At 60.1% G+C, this 17,578-nt stretch carries 18 protein-coding genes; 7 read left to right on the top strand and 11 right to left on the bottom strand.

Annotation, left to right across the window (positions count from 1 at the left end; all coding sequences use genetic code 11):
* Positions 1-385: 385 nt before the first annotated feature.
* From HTT03_RS13305 to HTT03_RS13290, 4 genes are read right to left on the bottom strand one after another with little or no spacing between them, the layout of a single operon-like run.
* Positions 386-1,219, bottom strand: a complete 834-nt coding sequence (locus HTT03_RS13305; RefSeq protein ID WP_246253497.1) for an ATP-binding protein — start codon at positions 1,217-1,219, stop codon at positions 386-388.
* Positions 1,220-1,230: 11 nt separating this feature from the next.
* Complete coding sequence (tatC, locus tag HTT03_RS13300; protein WP_174860253.1) at positions 1,231-2,100, bottom strand: twin-arginine translocase subunit TatC; 870 nt, start codon at positions 2,098-2,100, stop codon at positions 1,231-1,233.
* A 5-nt stretch (positions 2,101-2,105) separates the two neighbouring features.
* Positions 2,106-2,795: a Sec-independent protein translocase protein TatB gene (gene tatB / locus HTT03_RS13295; RefSeq protein ID WP_174860252.1), complete on the bottom strand. Its 690-nt coding sequence runs from the start codon at positions 2,793-2,795 to the stop codon at positions 2,106-2,108.
* A gap of 4 nt (positions 2,796-2,799) precedes the next feature.
* Positions 2,800-3,060 carry a twin-arginine translocase TatA/TatE family subunit gene (locus HTT03_RS13290; RefSeq protein ID WP_174860251.1) on the bottom strand — a complete coding sequence of 87 codons (261 nt, stop codon included), beginning with the start codon at positions 3,058-3,060 and terminating at the stop codon, positions 2,800-2,802.
* A 171-nt stretch (positions 3,061-3,231) separates the two neighbouring features.
* Between HTT03_RS13290 and HTT03_RS13285 the strand changes: the two genes are divergently transcribed.
* On the top strand, positions 3,232-3,894 hold the full coding sequence (locus HTT03_RS13285) for a helix-turn-helix transcriptional regulator (protein WP_174860250.1): 663 nt from the start codon (positions 3,232-3,234) through the stop codon (positions 3,892-3,894).
* Between the two features lie 321 nt (positions 3,895-4,215).
* Here HTT03_RS13285 and HTT03_RS13280 read toward each other — a convergent pair whose 3' ends face one another.
* The 3 genes from HTT03_RS13280 to HTT03_RS13270 all read right to left on the bottom strand — a co-directional run bounded on the left by HTT03_RS13280 (position 4,216) and on the right by HTT03_RS13270 (position 6,633).
* Positions 4,216-5,304 (bottom strand): ABC transporter ATP-binding protein, encoded by a 1,089-nt coding sequence (locus HTT03_RS13280; RefSeq protein WP_174860249.1) that lies wholly within the window; start codon positions 5,302-5,304, stop codon positions 4,216-4,218.
* A 139-nt stretch (positions 5,305-5,443) separates the two neighbouring features.
* Positions 5,444-5,824 carry a hypothetical protein gene (locus tag HTT03_RS13275; RefSeq protein WP_174860248.1) on the bottom strand — a complete coding sequence of 127 codons (381 nt, stop codon included), beginning with the start codon at positions 5,822-5,824 and terminating at the stop codon, positions 5,444-5,446.
* Positions 5,825-5,853: 29 nt separating this feature from the next.
* Entirely contained in the window at positions 5,854-6,633 is a 780-nt protein-coding gene (locus HTT03_RS13270; protein WP_174860247.1) for an SDR family oxidoreductase, read from the bottom strand.
* A gap of 139 nt (positions 6,634-6,772) precedes the next feature.
* Here HTT03_RS13270 and HTT03_RS13265 point away from each other — a divergent pair, with 139 nt between their 5' ends.
* The 6 genes from HTT03_RS13265 to HTT03_RS13240 all read left to right on the top strand — a co-directional run bounded on the left by HTT03_RS13265 (position 6,773) and on the right by HTT03_RS13240 (position 12,916).
* A complete protein-coding gene (locus HTT03_RS13265; RefSeq protein WP_174860246.1) occupies positions 6,773-7,786 on the top strand; it encodes a Hint domain-containing protein in 1,014 nt (337 codons plus the stop codon).
* Between the two features lie 54 nt (positions 7,787-7,840).
* On the top strand, positions 7,841-9,460 hold the full coding sequence (locus HTT03_RS13260; protein ID WP_174860245.1) for a peptide chain release factor 3: 1,620 nt from the start codon (positions 7,841-7,843) through the stop codon (positions 9,458-9,460).
* An 85-nt stretch (positions 9,461-9,545) separates the two neighbouring features.
* Complete coding sequence (locus HTT03_RS13255; protein WP_174860244.1) at positions 9,546-10,484, top strand: glycosyltransferase family 2 protein; 939 nt, start codon at positions 9,546-9,548, stop codon at positions 10,482-10,484.
* Between the two features lie 141 nt (positions 10,485-10,625).
* Entirely contained in the window at positions 10,626-12,152 is a 1,527-nt protein-coding gene (locus HTT03_RS13250) for a DEAD/DEAH box helicase (RefSeq protein WP_174860243.1), read from the top strand.
* A 102-nt stretch (positions 12,153-12,254) separates the two neighbouring features.
* The gene (locus HTT03_RS13245) at positions 12,255-12,542 is read left to right on the top strand and encodes a hypothetical protein (protein ID WP_174860242.1); all 288 of its coding nucleotides are present in this window, start codon (positions 12,255-12,257) and stop codon (positions 12,540-12,542) included.
* 83 nt (positions 12,543-12,625) lie between these two features.
* The gene (locus HTT03_RS13240) at positions 12,626-12,916 is read left to right on the top strand and encodes a hypothetical protein (RefSeq protein ID WP_174860241.1); all 291 of its coding nucleotides are present in this window, start codon (positions 12,626-12,628) and stop codon (positions 12,914-12,916) included.
* Here the strand turns inward: HTT03_RS13240 and HTT03_RS13235 are convergent.
* From HTT03_RS13235 to nuoN, 4 genes are read right to left on the bottom strand one after another with little or no spacing between them, the layout of a single operon-like run.
* Positions 12,900-14,567, bottom strand: coding sequence for a ribonuclease J (locus tag HTT03_RS13235; RefSeq protein ID WP_174860240.1), 1,668 nt, complete (start codon positions 14,565-14,567; stop codon positions 12,900-12,902). The two genes, HTT03_RS13240 and HTT03_RS13235, sit on opposite strands and share 17 nt — an antisense overlap.
* A gap of 1 nt (position 14,568) precedes the next feature.
* On the bottom strand, positions 14,569-15,345 hold the full coding sequence (locus HTT03_RS13230; protein WP_174860239.1) for a type III pantothenate kinase: 777 nt from the start codon (positions 15,343-15,345) through the stop codon (positions 14,569-14,571).
* A gap of 21 nt (positions 15,346-15,366) precedes the next feature.
* Entirely contained in the window at positions 15,367-16,098 is a 732-nt protein-coding gene (locus HTT03_RS13225) for a biotin--[acetyl-CoA-carboxylase] ligase (protein WP_174860238.1), read from the bottom strand.
* A gap of 22 nt (positions 16,099-16,120) precedes the next feature.
* The gene (gene nuoN, locus HTT03_RS13220) at positions 16,121-17,566 is read right to left on the bottom strand and encodes an NADH-quinone oxidoreductase subunit NuoN (protein ID WP_174860237.1); all 1,446 of its coding nucleotides are present in this window, start codon (positions 17,564-17,566) and stop codon (positions 16,121-16,123) included.
* Between the last annotated feature and the right edge of the window lie 12 nt (positions 17,567-17,578).

Raw genomic sequence — 17,578 nt, 5'->3', positions numbered from 1 at the left:
CCGGCTTTCTACGCGCCTCTGGCTGCCAAAGGGAGATGTTCAACCCTCTCCGACTCTATCCCCTTTGCGCCCTACAAAATCGACGTAATACTGCCACGAAACACGGCTTGACCGCTCTCCGGCCATTTAAGTGCTTCTAGCGACCAAAGAGGGCGTTCAACCGCCGCTGACTTCAACCTCTTTGTGCCCTGCGAAATCGACGAAGTACTGCCACGCTACAGTGCCTTAGCGCTGCCCGGCCTACTAGGTGCCTCTGGCGGCCAAGGTGAGACGTTTAACCCTCTTTGGGTTTAGCCCTTTTGTGGCATGCAAAATCGACGAAATACTGCGACGTCACACGGCCTAAGCGCTGTCCCCGCCCTCTGAGTGTCAAAGGAGGGGGCGATCAACCGCCGCTGACCTTAACCCCTTTGCGCCCGGCAAGGTCCACAAAATATTGCCAGGCCACGCGGCCTGAGCGCGCGCCACGGGTCGCTTGCCATTCAACGGCTTCAGCCCGCAGCGTTTCGTTGTCGATCTCCACACCGAACGCATCGCAGTAGCCACGGATCATCGTGAGATATTGCTCCTGGTCGCAGGGGTGGAAGCCGAGCCAAAGACCGAAACGGTCTGACAGAGAGACCTTCTCTTCCACCGCTTCTGACGGGTTTATCGCGCTGCCCCGTTCGTTTTCGATCATGTCACGCGGCATAAGGTGGCGGCGGTTCGAGGTGGCGTAGAGCACCACGTTATCCGGGCGTCCCTCGATACCGCCATCAAGCACGGCCTTAAGCGATTTGTAATGTGCGTCGTCGTGGCCAAAGCTAAGGTCATCGCAAAACAGGATGAACCGTTGTGACGCTCCGCGAAGGAGGTTCAGCAGACGCCCGACCGACGGCAGGTCTTCGCGCTGCAATTCGACGATGCGCAGATCTTCATGTGATGCATGAACATCCGCATGTATCGCCTTAACAAGACTGGATTTTCCCATACCACGCGCACCCCAGAGCAGAGCGTTATTCGCGGGCAACCCGGCGGCAAACTGGCGTGTGTTGGCCAGCAGGGTATCCCGCGCCCGGTCCACCCCGACCAAGAGCGGCAGGTCAATCCGGGCGACCTGTGGCACCGGCATCAGCCGGTCCGGATCGGTATGCCAGACAAAGGCGCTTGCCGCGTCGAAGTCGGGGGCGGCTAGCGGCACCGGAGACATCCGCTCCAACGCCGCTGCAATTCTGTCCATCGGGTCGTCAATCACAGCAGATCATCCAAATCTTCTTCGTCTTCATCGTCAAAATACGCTTCGGCGCGCAGCTTTTCTTCGCGCTTGGTCTCCACCCGATGTACGAGGAAGATAGAAATCTCATAGAGCCCGTAAACCACCACGAAGAGGATCACTTGGGTAATGACGTCCGGCGGGGTGACGAGGGCAGCGAGCACCAGAATGGCGACGACGGCGTATTTGCGGACGTTGCCGAGCCCTTCGGAACTGACCAGCCCGGCTTTGCCCATCAGCGTCAGCAGAACAGGCAACTGGAAGCACAGGCCGAAGGCCACGATGAACTTAATGGTGAGCGAGAGATACTCTTGCGCGGAGCCTTGGAAAGCGATGGCGGCAATGCCGTTTTCACCATCCGGCCCCTCGCCTACGAGCGTGCCAGCCTGCTGGAAGCCGAGGAAGAAGTCGAAGGCCAGTGGCGTGACGACATAAAAGGCGAAAGCCGCGCCGAGGAAGAACATCACTGGCGAGGAGATCAGGAAGGGCAGAAAAGCGCCCTTCTCGTTCTTGTAGAGCCCCGGTGCCACGAAGCGCCAGAGTTGGTAGCTGATGAAGGGAAAGCCCAACACCAAGCCCCCCAAAAGCGAGATTGAGATCGCGACGAAGAAACCTTCTTGGAGCTTGATCAGGATCAGCCCGCAATCCTCCTGCCCGCGTTCGGCCATGGCAGAGCACAGCGGTTCGGTCAGGAAGTTGAAGATCGGGTTCCAGACGGTGAAACAGATCACCATGCCGATGATAAAGGCGATGACCGAATGGATAAGCCGCGTGCGCAGTTCGGCCAAATGCTCGATCAGCGGGGCCGAACTGTCGTCGATCTCGTCATAGTCGTCGGAGGCGCTCATTTAACTTACTCTTTTTTCGCGGCAGGTTTGGCCGCCGCTGGCTTCTTGGTGGCGGACTTTTTCGCAGCCGGTTTCTTGGCCGCGGCTGTCTTGGGGGCTGCTTTGCCAGTGGTCGCTTTGGCCGCAGGCTTTTTCGTAGCGGTTTTCTTGGCCGCGACTGCCTTAGGAGCTGCTTTGTCAGTGGTCGCTTTGGCCGCAGGCTTTTCGATAACCGGCTTTTCAATAACGGGCCGTTGCGGCGCTGCTGTCGCGGGCGCGTCCGACAATTCGGCCTCCGCCGCTTCGGCCTGCGCCATGGCCTCTGCTGCCTCACGCTGTTTGCGCTCGGCTGCGGCGCGGGCTGTGCTGGCTTGGATCTTTTTCACATCCTCAGCCTTTTCCGCCGCCAGTTTGCCAGTCTCGCTGTCAGGGTCGAAATTGCTTAGCGAACGGGTTGCGTCCTTCACCTCATCCATCGCGCTGCCCAATGGGTTGGTCGCGGTTTTCAGCGATTTGTTCAACGATGAGGACATCTCGCGCATACCGCTTTCATCAGCGGCATCGTTCATGGCTTGGCTGAATTCGCGTGCCATGCCCTTGGCCTTGCCCACGAATTGACCCACGCGCCGAAACAGCACGGGCAGGTCCTTGGGGCCTACCACGATCAGCGCCACCACGCCGATGACCAAAAGCTCCGTCCAACCCAGATCGAACATCGGGTTACACCCGGTCCTTGTCGGTCTTCACGTCGGCTTTGGGCTGCGCGTCCGGATCGTGCAACTCAGCATGGTGCACTTCGTCGACATGTTTGATGTCGTCTGTGCGCTTGGTCTCTTCTTCGCCTTCGCTGATGCCTTTTTTGAAGCTGGTGATGCCCTTGCCGACTTCGCCCATGAGCGAGGAAATCTTGCCCCGGCCAAATAGCACCAGCACGACAACCGCGATCAGCAGCAGGCCCGGCAGTCCGATATTGTTCAACATGTCTGTTCTCCCATCATGTTTGGCACGCCTGCAGGCGCACCGGTTTGGCCTGTGATAACGGGCGGCGCGGATGGCATGAAGGGGCAAAGCGGTTTGCGGGGCCGCGCTCGGCGGGAGGATGCGCAGATTTTGCGGGTGCAAAAACTCTCCTGACGTGTTTTTGTCAGGAGCATGGATGTATTAAGACATAGAGATCGACTGGTAGCGCTGATCGATATTCTGCGCGACGGACGGGTGCACCGGGCGGATGATCTGGCTGCCCGCTTTAACGTGTCGGTGCGCACGATCTACCGCGATATGGACAAACTCATTGCGTCGGGGGTGCCGGTGGCCGGGACGCGGGGCGAGGGCTATCGTGTGACGCCGGCGATCACCCTGCCCCCCTTGACCCTCGCACCGGCAGAGTTGGAGGCGCTGAACCTCGGCCTTGCCGTGGCGGCTGAGGTGGGGGATCGAGACTTGCAGGGCGCGGCGGAGACATTGGCCGCGAAGTTCGACGCGGTTTTGCCTGCCGAAACGATTGCAGAGGGGGCGGCGTGGCAGCAGGCGTTACAGAGGCCTGGCAAAGCGACGCGGGTCTTTGCGCATCTGCCCGTGTTGCGGGCGGCGATCCAAGCGCGGCAGAAGCTGCGGGTCAGGGTGGCGAATGGCGTGGCTCAGGTGGTGCGCCCGCTCAAAGTGGAAAACTGGGGGCGGTTTTGGTTGCTGACGGCGTGGTGTGAAGGCGCAAAGGGTTTTGCGACCTATCCGCTCGATCAGATTGAGAGCGCTGAAGCGTTACCAGAGTTGTTCGTAGACGAGCCGGGCAAGACCTTGGCTGACTACCGCCCCTAGCCCGGAATCACGGAAACATGTCCGCCGAACAGCGCCAGACCGCCCGGACGGGCTGGCGTTTTCGCTGAGGCGCGGACCGATTGAGGGCTGGCGCAAGCGCCGGGACGGCAAACGGCCAAACCATCAGGTATGTGCGCCACCCCCGCGGTCTGGCGCCGCTCGGCTCGGCGTTTGAATTGCTCCCTCCGCGCTGGCCAGAACGCATTGGCGCTGGCCTGCGCCACCGCCGCCACACCCTGCCCCGTAAACCGCGTATAGCGGTTTGGCTATAATCACGCCGCCGCAGGGGCGATCACATGCCGAACTCAACCATCGACGGGATCATGGTTTCACCGGAAAGACAAAGCAGCGGTCGCGGCGCACGGTGAGCCACATGACAGCGCCGGGCTGCGGCAGAAAGACGTTTGGGACGGTCGCCTTGAGCCGCGAGCCATCCTCTTCCAGCTTAAACTCCACAAGGCTTTCATTGCCCATAAAACGCGCGCGTTCCACGACTGCGCGGGCCGGGGTGCCATCGGTTGCCGTGGGGCGCGGGCCTTTGCCTGCGCGGTCAAAGTCGATGCGCAGGTGTTGGGGGCGGAAGACGATGTTGACCGCCGTGCCATCAGGCACGCCGGGAGCCAGAAATTGCCCAAACACCGTATCGGCCAACGCACCATTCACCGTAGCCTCAAGCACGTTGGCATCGCTGAAAAAGGAAACAGAAGCGCGGTCGACGGGGCGGGTATAGACGTTGTAGGGTGCGCCCTGCTGAACGATTTTGCCATCGCGCATCAGCGCAATCTCATCAGCCATGCGCATTGCCTCATCCGGCTCGTGGGTGACGAGCAGAACGGCGGTGTCTTCTTCTTTCAGGATGCTCAGCGTCTCGTCCCGGATGCCGTCGCGCAGACGGTTGTCGAGACCAGAGAAGGGCTCGTCCATCAGCATGATACGCGGCTGCGGGGCCAAGGCGCGGGCCAATGCCACACGCTGCTGCTCGCCGCCCGAAAGCTGATGCGGATAGCCGTCGATATAGCGCAGCAAGTCCACCCGTTCGAGCAACTCTTCGATCCGTTTGCGCTTTTCGGCTTTAGTGCCTTTTTTCAGGCCAAAGCCCACATTGTCCGCAACGCTCAGGTGCGGGAACAGGGCGAAGTCTTGAAACATCAGCCCAATCTCGCGCCGTTCAGGTGGCACGCGAAAGACCGTGTCGCAGATCAGCTTGCCATCCACATGGATCGTGCCGCTGTCTTGCATCTCTACGCCTGCGATCATCCGCAAGGTGGTGGATTTGCCGCAGCCTGAGGGGCCGAGCAGACAGGTCACCTGCCCCGGCATGATCTGCAAAGACACGTCGTCGACCACCTGCCGCCCGCCATAGCTGCGGCGCAGGTTCTTGATTTCCAGTCGGGGGGTGGGGTCACTCATGACAGATGCGGTATCCGATTAAATCGCTCGGAAAGCAGCTATCAGCCCCGTCCCGCGCCCGCAAGCACCGCGCGTTTTTCGGGGCAGCCACGCGCCGCTAGACGCTAAAATGGCCGGAGCAGTTGCCCCAGCCAAGGTTTTACAGGCCGATCCCGCATTGGCGGGTGATCGGGAAGAGATCGCGCTGCAACCGCAAATCTGCGGCCCCATGAATACGCACCAACAGACCGCCGATATCACCGACGTGCGTGACCTTGCGCGCATCTACAGCCGCCCGTTCGACTTCGCGCACATAGATCTCAGCGGTTTTGCGTCCCCGACGCCGCTCCAACTCTGCCAAAGCGCAGGCTGATTGTGCGCGCCGTGTCGGGGTCCAGCGTACCTTGGCCGGATCATCGCCCATAAGAACAAGCATTTGCCCATCCAAAGCCACCTGCGCCGCTTCCAACCTTGGCAAAAGATCCTGTGCCATAGCTTGCGTTGCCGTCAGGCTGGCGAGAACTGCAAGCATTCGTAGCATGGGAAACTCCAAGGTCAGGTGGGTCAAAATCAGATTGTCAGGTTGGTGGCGCCCCCGTCAAGCAGCAGGTTTTGGCCCACGATGAACCCTGCATGTTGCGAACAGAGGAAGGCACAGGCCGCGCCGAACTCTTCGCGCGTGCCATAGCGTCCAGCAGGGATGCCCGCCTGCCGCTCGGCGCGGGCTTCATCAAGCGTGATGCCCTTGCTCTGCACCACTGCCCCATCGAGCGAATCCGCCCGATCCGTGGCGTGAATACCCGGCAGAAGGTTGTTGATCGTAACCCCCTTGCCCGCCACCTGCCGCGAGGTGCCCGCGACATAGCCTGTAAGCCCGGTGCGGGCCGAATTGCTGAGCCCCAACACGCCAATCGGCGCGCGCACGGATTGGCTGGTGATATTGACCACCCGGCCCCAACCACGCTCCATCATCCCCGGCACCAGTGCTTTGATCAGCGCGATGGGCGCGAGCATATTGGCGTCCAGCGCTTGAATGAAATCGTCGCGGTCCCAATCTTGCCACATGCCCGGCGGCGGGCCGCCTGCGTTGTTCACGAGGATGTCGCAGCCTTCGGCGGCTTGGATAACCAGCTTTTGTCCTTCTTCAGTGGCCACATCTGCCGCCACGGTGACGACTTCGACGCCATGTTCCTGACGGATACGTTCCGCCGACGATTCCAACGCTTCCGCACCGCGCGCGTTCATCACAAGGTTCACCCCCGCCGCAGCCAGAGCTTCGGCACAGCCAAGGCCAAGCCCCTTGGACGAGGCACAAACCAACGCCTTTTTACCCTTGATTCCCAAATCCATATTGCGATTCCTCCTATGCATTTGCATATGCCTACCACGCTGCGCCGCCGATGCCAGCAAATCACCCAAGGCTTGACCCATCGCGGCCACATTCTGCGCCTAATTCATCTGCAACCCACGTTCATGTTAAAGGCTCGCCATGTCTCCGTCTCGTCCCGCTCCGGCTCAAAGCATTGCCGTCTACCGCGCCGCTGAGTTCAGCGCCACCGACGGGGCAAATACGGGCGATGCCCTTTCTTTTGCTGCTGAACTGGTCCTAGATGACACCTATGAGCTTGCCCGTGACGCGGCCCCCCTGCGCCTGTCGGTGCAGACTTGCGGGGGCCACAAACTGCGTCTCGCGCCTGATACGCAAGCCGGGACAGCGGGGGCGGATGTTCATCTGGATAGCGCCGTGACGCTGATGTCTCCCAACGGTCAGACCCAAGAGGCGCTGCTGTTAGTCGAAGTGGACAGCCGTGGCCATGCGGTTGAAATCTACCTTTTGCCACTGGGCGCGCTCCACCCCAATGTCGACTACCGGTTGGTGGGGATCGACCGCGAAAACTTGCAGCAGAAATTTGGTCAGCTGGCCTGTGTGTCCTTCACCCGCGGCACCCATATCTCGCTCAGCACCGGCGAGCTTCGCCGCGTCGAAGACCTGCGCGTCGGGGACCGCATCCTGACCCGCGACGATGGTGTGCAACCGCTGCGCTGGATCGGGCAAAGCACCCTGCGTGCGGTGGGCGAATTCGCTCCCATCTGTATTCGCGCTGGCACGCTCAACAACGAACACGACCTGATCGTCAGCCCGGATCACCGGCTCTTCATCTATCAACGCAGCGATGAAATGGGCGCGGGCCGGTCGGAACTGCTGGTCAAAGCGCGGCATTTGGTGAATGGCGATAGCGTGACAGTGCAGGACGGTGGCTTTGTCGACTACTTCCAACTGCTTTTTGACAGCCACCAGATCATCTTTGCCGAAGGCATCGCGGCGGAATCCATGCTGGTGGACAACCGCACCCGCTCGGTCCTGCCCTCCGAGATTTCGGCAGCTATGGGTGAGGTGATCCCCGGCCATTCCGATCTGCCGCATGCCGGACTTGATCTGGCCGAAGCGCTGCTGGACCGCCCCGATGCGACGGCATTGCTGCGCAAGGCCAGCGGCTGCTGACCGCTGCTCCACGGCCACTTGCCGCCTGCCCGCGCCGCGTCTATACGCCCTGTCATGTTGGACACGCCCCTAAACCGCCCCGCCCTGCCCGCCGAGATCGCGCGCCGTCGCACCTTTGCGATCATCAGCCACCCTGACGCGGGCAAGACCACGTTGACTGAAAAGTTCCTGCTCTTTGGTGGGGCCATTCAGATGGCGGGCCAAGTGCGCGCCAAAGGCGAGGCACGCCGCACCCGCTCGGACTTTATGGCGATGGAAAAGGACCGGGGGATTTCAGTCTCTGCCTCGGCCATGTCGTTCGATTTTCAAAGCGGTGACACCAACTACCGCTTTAACCTCGTCGACACGCCCGGCCACTCGGACTTTTCCGAAGACACCTACCGCACGCTAACGGCGGTGGACGCCGCCGTGATGGTGATTGACGGCGCAAAAGGTGTGGAAAGCCAGACGCAAAAGCTGTTCGAAGTCTGCCGGATGCGCGACCTGCCGATCCTGACGTTCTGTAACAAGATGGACCGCGAAAGCCGCGATACCTTTGATATTATTGACGAGATTCAAGAAAACCTCGCCATCGACGTGACCCCTGCAAGCTGGCCCATCGGCGTAGGCCGCGACTTTGTCGGCTGCTATGACATGCTGCGCGACCGGCTGGAACTGATGGACCGCGCCGACCGGAACCGCGTTGCTGACAGCATCAAGATTGAAGGGCTGGACGATCCGAAATTGGCCGAGCACGTCCCTGCCGCGCTGCTGGAAAAGCTCCGTGAGGAACTGGAAATGGCCCGCGAGTTGCTGCCGCCTTTGGACCTTAAAGCGATGCACGAAGGCACGCTGACGCCGATCTGGTTTGGCTCGGCGATCAACTCCTTCGGCGTGCGTGAATTGATGGAAGGCATCGCCAAATACGGGCCGGAGCCGCAGATCCAAGCCGCCACCCCGCGCCAAATTTTACCTGAAGAAACAAAAGTTTCTGGCTTCGTCTTCAAGGTGCAGGCCAACATGGACCCCAAGCACCGCGACCGGGTGGCTTTTGTCCGCCTCGCCTCGGGGCATTTTGAGCGTGGCATGAAAATGACCCATGTGCGCACTAAAAAACCGATGACGATTTCCAACCCGGTCATGTTCCTCGCCTCCGACCGTGAATTGGCCGAAGAGGCTTGGGCCGGTGACATTATCGGCATCCCCAACCACGGCCAGCTGCGCATTGGGGACACGCTGACTCAAGGCGAAGCGCTGCGCGTCAGCGGCATCCCCTCCTTCGCGCCGGAACTGTTGCAGTCGGTGCGGGCCGGCGATCCGCTCAAGGCCAAACACCTCGAAAAAGCGTTGATGCAATTTGCCGAGGAAGGCGCCGCGAAAGTCTTTAAACCTTCGATCGGCTCGGGCTTTGTCGTGGGCGTTGTGGGGCAGTTGCAATTCGAAGTGCTCGCCAGCCGGATTGAGCTGGAATACGGGCTGCCGGTGCGCTTTGAGCCGTCGCAGTTCACTTCGGCCCGTTGGGTCAACGGCACCAAACAAGCCGTTGATAAGTTTACCGAAGCCAACAAGCAGCATATCGCTTTCGACCATGACGGCGACATCGTTTACCTGACTCGTCTGCAATGGGACATTGACCGGGTGGAGCGTGACTACCCCGATATTAAGCTCACCGCGACGAAGGAAATGATGGTCTAAACTCCGCCTATTATCGGCAGATTTCCTTGATTCCACGGCTCATACTGGCATTCTCCCTCTAGACGGGGGGGAGACACGACACGATATGACGACAAGATGGGGCCTCTGGGCCACGATACTGGCCCCCGCGCCCGAGATACTTCGCTTTGCTGCCTACCATCTCGAAGCCGGCGCGCATCGGCTGTTTCTCTATCTCGACGCAGAAAACCCAGAGGCTTTTGCCGCGCTGAAGGCGCATCCGAAGGTGCGCGTAACGACCTGTGACGCGGCCCACTGGCGCAAAGTTGCGGGGCGGCGACCGTCAAAGCATCAAGTTCGGCAGTCGCGCAACGCCACCCATGCCTACCGCCGCGCGGATGACGTTGACTGGCTGATCCATATGGATGTCGATGAATTTCTCGTGTCAGAACGCCCTGTAGCGGACATCCTTTCGGCGCTGCCTGCCGATCAGCAAATCGCCCGCATCCGTCCAATGGAAGCGCTTTCCGGGGACAACACCCATTTCAAAGCGTTCATTCCTAACGGGCCAAAGCGCCCCGGCACAGTGTCGGAAATCTATCCGACCTATGGTCCTTATATCAAAGGCGGGTTTCTGAGTCATTTGGCGGGCAAAGTCTTTGTGCGCACCGGGCTAGAGGGTATCCGGGTCCAAATTCACAATGTCTTTCAAGACGATGAGATCATCGAAGGGCCAGAGCAGCAACCGGGCATTGACCTTGCGCATTTACATGCGAAGTCATGGGTGGAGTGGCTTGCCGCTTACCGCTACCGGCTTGAAAACGGCTCCTACCGCGCCGAACTCGCCCCTAACCAGCCGCGGGATCGGGGTGGGCTGTCCATGCATGAGCTTTTTGCAATGATCGAGTCAGAAGGCGGGGAGCCGGGGCTGCGCGCGCTCTTTGATGAGGTCAGCGCCGACACCCCAGAGTTGCGCGCCGCGCTGGACGCGCATGGGGTGCTGCGCAAAGTCGATCTGAACCTTGATGCAATCGCGCAGCGCCATTTCCCACAGGCAAAGCTCTGAACTGCCAAGTGTTTGACGACTAGGCCACAACTTGCTATGCGCTTTTGGAACATGCCGCGGCAAATGCCGCCCCTTGGGCCATTCGGGCCGGCTTGTATTGCTGCCGCGGGCCAAGTCAGTGTCCGCTCAACCCGGACGCACATGACAAAATTTACCGATCTCAACCTCAATGCCAAGGTTCTCAAAGCTGTTGTAGAAGCTGGCTACGAATCGCCCACGCCCATTCAAGCGGGTGCCATCCCCCCTGCCCTCGAAGGCCGCGACGTTTTGGGCATCGCCCAGACCGGGACCGGCAAGACCGCCAGTTTCACGCTGCCGATGCTCTCGCTGCTGGCCCGTGGCCGCGCCCGCGCGCGGATGCCGCGCAGCCTCGTGCTTTGCCCAACCCGCGAGTTGGCCGCGCAGGTGGCCGAGAACTTCGACACCTATTCCAAACACCTTAAACTGACGAAAGCACTGCTGATTGGCGGCGTGAGCTTCAAAGAGCAGGACAAGCTGATCGACAAGGGCGTCGACGTGCTGATCGCCACACCGGGCCGCCTGCTCGACCATTTCGAACGTGGCAAGCTGATCCTGTCTGACGTCAAAGTCATGGTGGTGGACGAAGCCGACCGGATGCTCGACATGGGCTTCATCCCGGACATCGAGCGCATCTTCGGCCTCACGCCCTTTACCCGGCAGACGCTGTTCTTCTCGGCCACCATGGCGCCTGAGATTGAGCGGATCACCAACACTTTCCTCAGCAATCCTGAGCGCATCGAAGTGGCCCGTCAGGCGACGACGAGCGAGAATATCACCCAAGGTGTGGTGATGTTCAAAGCCTCGCGCAAAGACCGCGAAGCCACCGAAAAGCGCAAGCTCCTGCGGTTGCTGATCGACGCCGAGGGCGAAAAATGCACCAACGCGATCATCTTTTGCAACCGCAAGATGGACGTGGATATCGTCGCCAAGTCGTTGAAAAAATACGGCTATGATGCCGCGCCTATCCACGGTGACTTGGATCAGAGCCAGCGAACCAAGACGCTCGAAGGCTTCCGCAACGGCGAACTGCGCTTTCTCGTGGCTTCTGACGTGGCGGCACGTGGCCTAGATGTGCCAAGCGTGAGCCATGTGTTCAACTTCGACGTGCCAAGCCACGCCGAGGACTATGTTCACCGCATTGGTCGCACTGGCCGCGCCGGACGCGATGGCAAGGCGATCATGATCTGCGTGCCGCGGGATGAGAAAAATCTCGAAGACGTCGAGCGTCTGGTGCAAAAGCCGATCCCACGGTTGGAAAATCCACTGGGTAACGCAAAACCCGATGCAGAGACTGCCGAGGCACCGGCCAAGAAGGACGACAAGCCAAAGCGCACCCGGTCGCGCAGCCGCAAGTCGGACACGCCGCCTGCGGAAAAAGCTGCGGAAACAGCCGTCGAAACGCAGCCAAAGGCCGAGCCTAAGCAAGACGCTAAGCCTGAGCCGGTAGAGCAACCCGCCGCTGCTGAAAAAACCGAAGCCGCCCCTGCGCCGGATGAACAAAAATCCAGCCGTGGTGGACGCGACGACAAGAAGTCTCGTGGTGGACGCGGTCGCAATGACAAGCGCAGTGGCAATGACAACCGCGTTGTCGGGCTGGGCGATCACACGCCGGACTTCATTGGTTTGAGCTTCCGCGAACGTATTTGAACGAGCGCAGCTGCTGGCATGAATTCGCCGCCGCTCCCTACCGGGATTGGCGGCTTTTTCGTCTGTGCTATGTGAGGTGAAACACCCTTAAAGAGGTCTGCCATGCAGCAGTATGCCCCAGTCGCCTTTGCCCTGTCCCTGTTCACCTTGACCGCCGCCCCTGCCAGTGCCGAGCGCTGCCAAGCCATGGTAAACGGCGCAGAAGTTTTTGTCGAAGCTGAGAATTTTGCGAATTTCGCAGATGAGGTCGGCACCCGCGAGCGGTTGATGAACTGGCCCGCGCGGAAGTGGAGCAAGCTTTGGGGTGCGCTGCCTGCTTGTGACAGCGGGGTGCTTTTGACTACCTCGCCACCACCGTCCCGCTGGACCAGATCAATGGCTATTGCCTGACAACGACGCCAGAGGATGGGCATTTCCTGATCCCCGGCGAGCGCAACTATCGCGGCTACTGCAAAAAGACCTTCTGCGAACGGGTGAATACCACCAAGCAAGAGACCGTCGACATCAGCAAAAGCATCGCGCGTTCCGCTGTGGAAACTGTTACCCAGCCCGACAACCTACGCGCCGTGGCGCATAAGTCGGGGGCGTTTATCTTGACCGGAGGGGCATCCGCTCTGAGCGCCAATCTGGCAACCACAGGCACAACGCTGGCCACCGCACTATCGACCCCCGCCGCCCTCGCGGCCACGGGTGTAAGCGTGGTCGCAGTGGGCGGCGCAGTCTATATGTGCAGCGGCGATGGGGAGGTCAGTTCAGACGACTGACCACCACGGTGACTTCGGGTTTCTTGCCGATCTCATTCTGGGCAGACTGCCGAGCGACCTTTTTCAGACCGTCATTGAGCTTGTCGTCATCGCGCAGGGTCGCGGCTTTTTGACGGTTGAGCCATTGGCTCAGATCCTGTTCCAGCACATCGACAAGCGGTGCGTTGGAGCGGCCTGTCTCTGGCAATCCCATGAGATCAACCCAAGGCTCACCAAGCGGCTCATCGTCGGCATCAAGGATCATCGTCACCGTGGCATGACCGTTCAGCGCCATGCGGATACGGTCGCGGATCACCCCGTCAAGCGCGCCGACCTGCACGGAGCCGTCAAGATACATGCGGCCTGTGTCGACATGCTCAACCACCTTGGGTTCGTTGCCCGACAGATCAACCATCATGCCGTTCACGGCAAGAACCCCGGTGATACCCTTTGCGTCAGCGATCTTCACATGCTCGCGCAGGTGGCGATGCTCCCCATGCATGGGGATCAAGACCTGCGGTTTGACGATGTCATGCAGGGTTTCCAGATCGGGACGGTTGGCGTGGCCGGATACGTGGTAGAGGCCCGACGTGTCATCCACCACATCCACACCCTTTCCAGAGAACTGGTTGATGATGCTGATGACACCGCGCTCGTTGCCGGGAATGGTCTTGGACGAGAACAGGAACATGTCCCCCTCTTTCACTTCAATCCCTTGATACTTGCCACGCGCAAGCTGGGCCGAAGCGGCACGGCGTTCGCCCTGGCTGCCTGTGACCAACAGCATGAGGTTCTCACGTGGGATCGCACGGGCGTTCTCGGGCGAGGTGACGGGCGGGAAGTCTTTCATCACGCCGGTCTCGATCGAGGCTTCGACCATGCGGTTCATCGCCCGCCCCAGCAACACGATAGAGCGGCCCGCGCGCACACCGGCCTCGGCAAGGGTTTTGACCCGTGCGACGTTGGAGGCAAAGGTCGTGGCAATCACCATGCCTTCAGCACCGCTCACCAGCTTTTCGATCTCGGGGCCAACTGTGGCTTCCGAGCGGCCCGGATGGGCGGAGAAGACGTTGGTCGAGTCGCAGACCAGCGCCTTGACGCCGTCTTTGCAGACCTCGGCCCAAAGCGCATCGTCAAAGGCTTCGCCCACGCCCGGCGTCCGGTCGATCTTAAAGTCACCGGAATGGATCGTGCGCCCATCCGGCGTGTCGATGACCATGGCGGAGGATTCAGGGATCGAATGCGAGATCGGCAGGAAACCGACTTTGAATGGACCTGCTGTGATCTGCTCAGGCCAACTGCTGACCGTGGTGACCGCATCTTCTGGATGGCCATGTTCGGACATCTTGCGCCGCGCGATGTTGGCGGTAAACGCCCGCGCATAGATCGGAGCTTGCAGCGCCTGATAGGAATGGGCAATCGCGCCGATGTGGTCTTCGTGGGCGTGGGTGATGAAAATCGCCTCGATCTGGTCGCGGCGTTTCTTCAGCCAAGTGATGTCGGGCAGGATCAGGTCCACACCCGGTGTGCTGTCCATGTCCGGGAAGGCAACGCCGATGTCGACGACGATCAGCCGCTCTTTACCGGGCTTACCATAGCCATAAACATAGGCATTCATGCCAATTTCACCCGCCCCGCCGAGGGGAAGGTAGATAAATCTTTCGCTGCTCATATTATTCAGCTTTGTCCTTATTGTAGTCGTGGATCACGGTCAGGCCGTGCATCGTGAGTTCATCTTGATAATCATCAAACAGGTCGACTGCCTGTTGAAACAGTGGCGCGAGCCCCCCTGTAGCAATAACGCGCATCGGTCTGGCGCGTTCCGCCTTTACCCGGTCACATATCTCACGAACCAGCCCGACATAACCCCAAAAGACACCCGACTGCATGCAGGTTACCGTATTGGTGCCAATCACCCGTTTGGGTTTGGAGATATCAACATGCGGCAAAGCGGCGGCGGCATTGTGCAACGCCTCTAGGCTAAGGTTCACACCCGGCGCGATCACCCCGCCGATATAGGCCCCGTCATTCGCCACCACGTCAAAGGTCGTGGCCGTCCCAAAGTCGACCACGATAAGGTCCCCGCCATAAAGGTCGTAACCAGCCACGGTGTTGACCAGTCGGTCCGGCCCGACCTGCGTGCCAGCGTCGACACGCACATCAATGGGCAGGACGCTGCCGGGTTTGCCCACCACCAAAGGCCGCGTGTTAAAATAGCGATCCGCCAGGACGCGCAGGTTAAAGACCACCCGCGGCACGGTGGAGCTGATAATCATATCGGTGATGTCCGCGTCAATATTTTGCAACCGCATCAGCGTATTAAGCCAGACGTAATATTGATCCGCCGTGCGCTGCCATTCGGTTGAGGTCCGCCATGTGGCGATAAACTCGGTCCCGTCCCAGATTGAGAAAACCGTATTGGTATTGCCGCAATCAATCGCCAGAAGCATGGCATCTCCCCTCTTTGGGCCTTAAAAAAACACATCCGCTGCGGTGATCGGCACCAGCCCATCCGAGGTGCGCAGGATCAAGTTTCCTGTGGCATCTACATCCTCGAAAACGCCAACCGTCTCATCTCGCATCGTTCGTGCTGTGATGACCTCGCCCAAACGCGCTGCATGGGCCAGCCACGCGCTGCGGATTGGGGCGAAACCATAGGTGATGAATTGCTCTTCAAGACCGGCGTATTCTTGCGCAAGCACCTCGAGAAAGTCTTCAGGCGCGATCTGGACCCCGGCTTCGCGCAGGGTCACGGCAGGCAAAGCACCGGCTTCCAAAGCGCTGGCGGCGGGGGCATGCGACAGGTTCACCCCAATGCCAATCGCCAGATGCTCGCCCACGGTTTCCAAAAGAATGCCCGCCACCTTGCCCCCTTTTAGCAGCACATCATTGGGCCATTTCAGCGCAAAGGCATCCGCGCGACCGGTGGTGGCAACAAAAGCACGGTAGAGCGCAAGCGAGGTCACAAAGGAGCGCAGTGCTGCGACACCGGGCGTTTCCCTACGTGGCATCATCAGTGTCGCCGCGAAATTTCCCCGCGGGGTTGACCAACTGCGCCCCCGCCTGCCCCGCGCGGCAGTCTGCTCAAGCGCAAGAATCCAAACCGGCGCGGTCAGCGTTGGCTGTAACCGCGCCGCTTCGGCAAGGGTGGAATCGAGCGTGTCATAGACACGACGATCATAGCCTGTGGGCCAGCCGTTCATGCTGCGCCCCCGCGCGGCAAGCTCAGTTTACCAGCGATGCCGCAGCGGCAGCCGCCATGCCTTCGACGCCGAACATATTCGCCACGCCCACGATCATGATCAGCGCGGAGGCCATCAGCACCACGGTCAAAACGCCGCCGTTCTGATTGTCCAACGTCTCGGACCGCTCTTCGCCAAAGTACATGTAGAAGACGATCCGCAGATAGTAGTAGGCGTTAATGACACTGGCGATCACGCCCGCCACCGCGAGCCAAGTCATATCAGCCTCATAGGCGGCGCGGAGCACGTAGAATTTCGCAAAGAAACCCAACATCGGCGGCACGCCCGCAAGGCTGAACAGCAAGACCAGCATCGCCAAGGCCCGCCCCGGCGCATTTTTGGCATACATATGCAGCGAACGGATATCTGTGATCGGCGCACCGTCCTTTTGCATCAGCAGGATGAAGGCAAATGTGCCGAGGTTCATCGTCACATAGATCGCCATATAGACCAGCATCGCCTGCACGCCAAAGACCGTGCCAGCCGCCAACCCCATCAAAGCATAGCCCATATGGGCTATGGAGGAGAATGCCATCAGACGTTTGATATTGGTCTGCCCAATCGCCGCGATCCCGCCAAGGAACATCGACAGCACCGACAAGAGCGCCACGATCTGGGACCAGTCATTGATGATATGGCCAAAGGCATCATGCATCACACGGGCAAAAAGCGCCATTGCCGCCATCTTGGGCGCGGTGGCAAAGAAGGCCGCGATAGGTGTCGGTGCGCCCTCATAGACGTCCGGTGTCCACATGTGGAACGGCACGGCAGAGACCTTGAAGGCGAGACCGGAGATCAGGAACACGAGGCCAAAAAGCAGCCCAAGCGAGGTGCCGCCCGTTTGCGCGGTGGTGATGATCCCGGCAAACAAGGTCGTCCCGGCATAGCCGTAGACCAGCGAAGCACCGTAAAGCAGCAGGCCCGAGCTCAGCGCGCCAAGCACGAAATACTTCAGACCCGCTTCCGTCGATTTCACCGAGTCGCGGCGCAGCGAAGCAACAACGTAAAGCGCCAGAGATTGCAGTTCCAACCCCATGTAGAGCGCCATGAGATCGCCCGCGCTGACCATCATCATCATGCCCACGACAGCGAGGGCCACCAACATCGGGTATTCAAACCGCAGCAGACCGCGCAGTGTCATGTAGCTCTTGGACATGACCAGGACCGCCGCCGCCGACAGCAAAATGGCAACTTTGGCGAACCGGGCGAAACTGTCGTCGATGAACATCCCGTGGAAGGCGATATTGGTCGACCCATCCCCAGACATCGCCACCCAAGCAGCGAGCAGAACCATCAACCCAGCCGTCAGCCAAACCAGAACCCCGGCGGCTTTATCCTTGGTTGTGTAGACCGCGCCGAGCAGGCCGAGCAGGGCAAACCCCGTAAGGACAATCTCGGGCAGAATGGTGTTCAGATCAGCGGAAATCATGCGCCAAGTCCT

Source organism: Sulfitobacter maritimus (assembly GCF_013346665.1).
GTDB lineage: Bacteria > Pseudomonadota > Alphaproteobacteria > Rhodobacterales > Rhodobacteraceae > Sulfitobacter > Sulfitobacter maritimus.
The sequence above is the reverse complement of the archived record's forward strand: the minus strand, read 5'-3'. Positions and strand labels throughout refer to the sequence as shown.

Excerpts from the sequence above, each read along its gene's own strand:
- HTT03_RS13305 (WP_246253497.1), bottom strand. The coding sequence starts at position 1,219 with ATGGACAGAATTGCAGCGGCGTTGGAGCGGATGTCTCCGGTGCCGCTA.
- tatC (WP_174860253.1), bottom strand. The coding sequence starts at position 2,100 with ATGAGCGCCTCCGACGACTATGACGAGATCGACGACAGTTCGGCCCCG.
- tatB (WP_174860252.1), bottom strand. The coding sequence starts at position 2,795 with ATGTTCGATCTGGGTTGGACGGAGCTTTTGGTCATCGGCGTGGTGGCG.
- HTT03_RS13290 (WP_174860251.1), bottom strand. The coding sequence starts at position 3,060 with ATGTTGAACAATATCGGACTGCCGGGCCTGCTGCTGATCGCGGTTGTC.
- HTT03_RS13285 (WP_174860250.1), top strand. The coding sequence starts at position 3,232 with ATGGATGTATTAAGACATAGAGATCGACTGGTAGCGCTGATCGATATT.
- HTT03_RS13280 (WP_174860249.1), bottom strand. The coding sequence starts at position 5,304 with ATGAGTGACCCCACCCCCCGACTGGAAATCAAGAACCTGCGCCGCAGC.
- HTT03_RS13275 (WP_174860248.1), bottom strand. The coding sequence starts at position 5,824 with ATGCTACGAATGCTTGCAGTTCTCGCCAGCCTGACGGCAACGCAAGCT.
- HTT03_RS13270 (WP_174860247.1), bottom strand. The coding sequence starts at position 6,633 with ATGGATTTGGGAATCAAGGGTAAAAAGGCGTTGGTTTGTGCCTCGTCC.
- HTT03_RS13265 (WP_174860246.1), top strand. The coding sequence starts at position 6,773 with ATGTCTCCGTCTCGTCCCGCTCCGGCTCAAAGCATTGCCGTCTACCGC.
- HTT03_RS13260 (WP_174860245.1), top strand. The coding sequence starts at position 7,841 with ATGTTGGACACGCCCCTAAACCGCCCCGCCCTGCCCGCCGAGATCGCG.
- HTT03_RS13255 (WP_174860244.1), top strand. The coding sequence starts at position 9,546 with ATGACGACAAGATGGGGCCTCTGGGCCACGATACTGGCCCCCGCGCCC.
- HTT03_RS13250 (WP_174860243.1), top strand. The coding sequence starts at position 10,626 with ATGACAAAATTTACCGATCTCAACCTCAATGCCAAGGTTCTCAAAGCT.
- HTT03_RS13245 (WP_174860242.1), top strand. The coding sequence starts at position 12,255 with ATGCAGCAGTATGCCCCAGTCGCCTTTGCCCTGTCCCTGTTCACCTTG.
- HTT03_RS13235 (WP_174860240.1), bottom strand. The coding sequence starts at position 14,567 with ATGAGCAGCGAAAGATTTATCTACCTTCCCCTCGGCGGGGCGGGTGAA.
- HTT03_RS13230 (WP_174860239.1), bottom strand. The coding sequence starts at position 15,345 with ATGCTTCTGGCGATTGATTGCGGCAATACCAATACGGTTTTCTCAATC.
- HTT03_RS13225 (WP_174860238.1), bottom strand. The coding sequence starts at position 16,098 with ATGAACGGCTGGCCCACAGGCTATGATCGTCGTGTCTATGACACGCTC.
- nuoN (WP_174860237.1), bottom strand. The coding sequence starts at position 17,566 with ATGATTTCCGCTGATCTGAACACCATTCTGCCCGAGATTGTCCTTACG.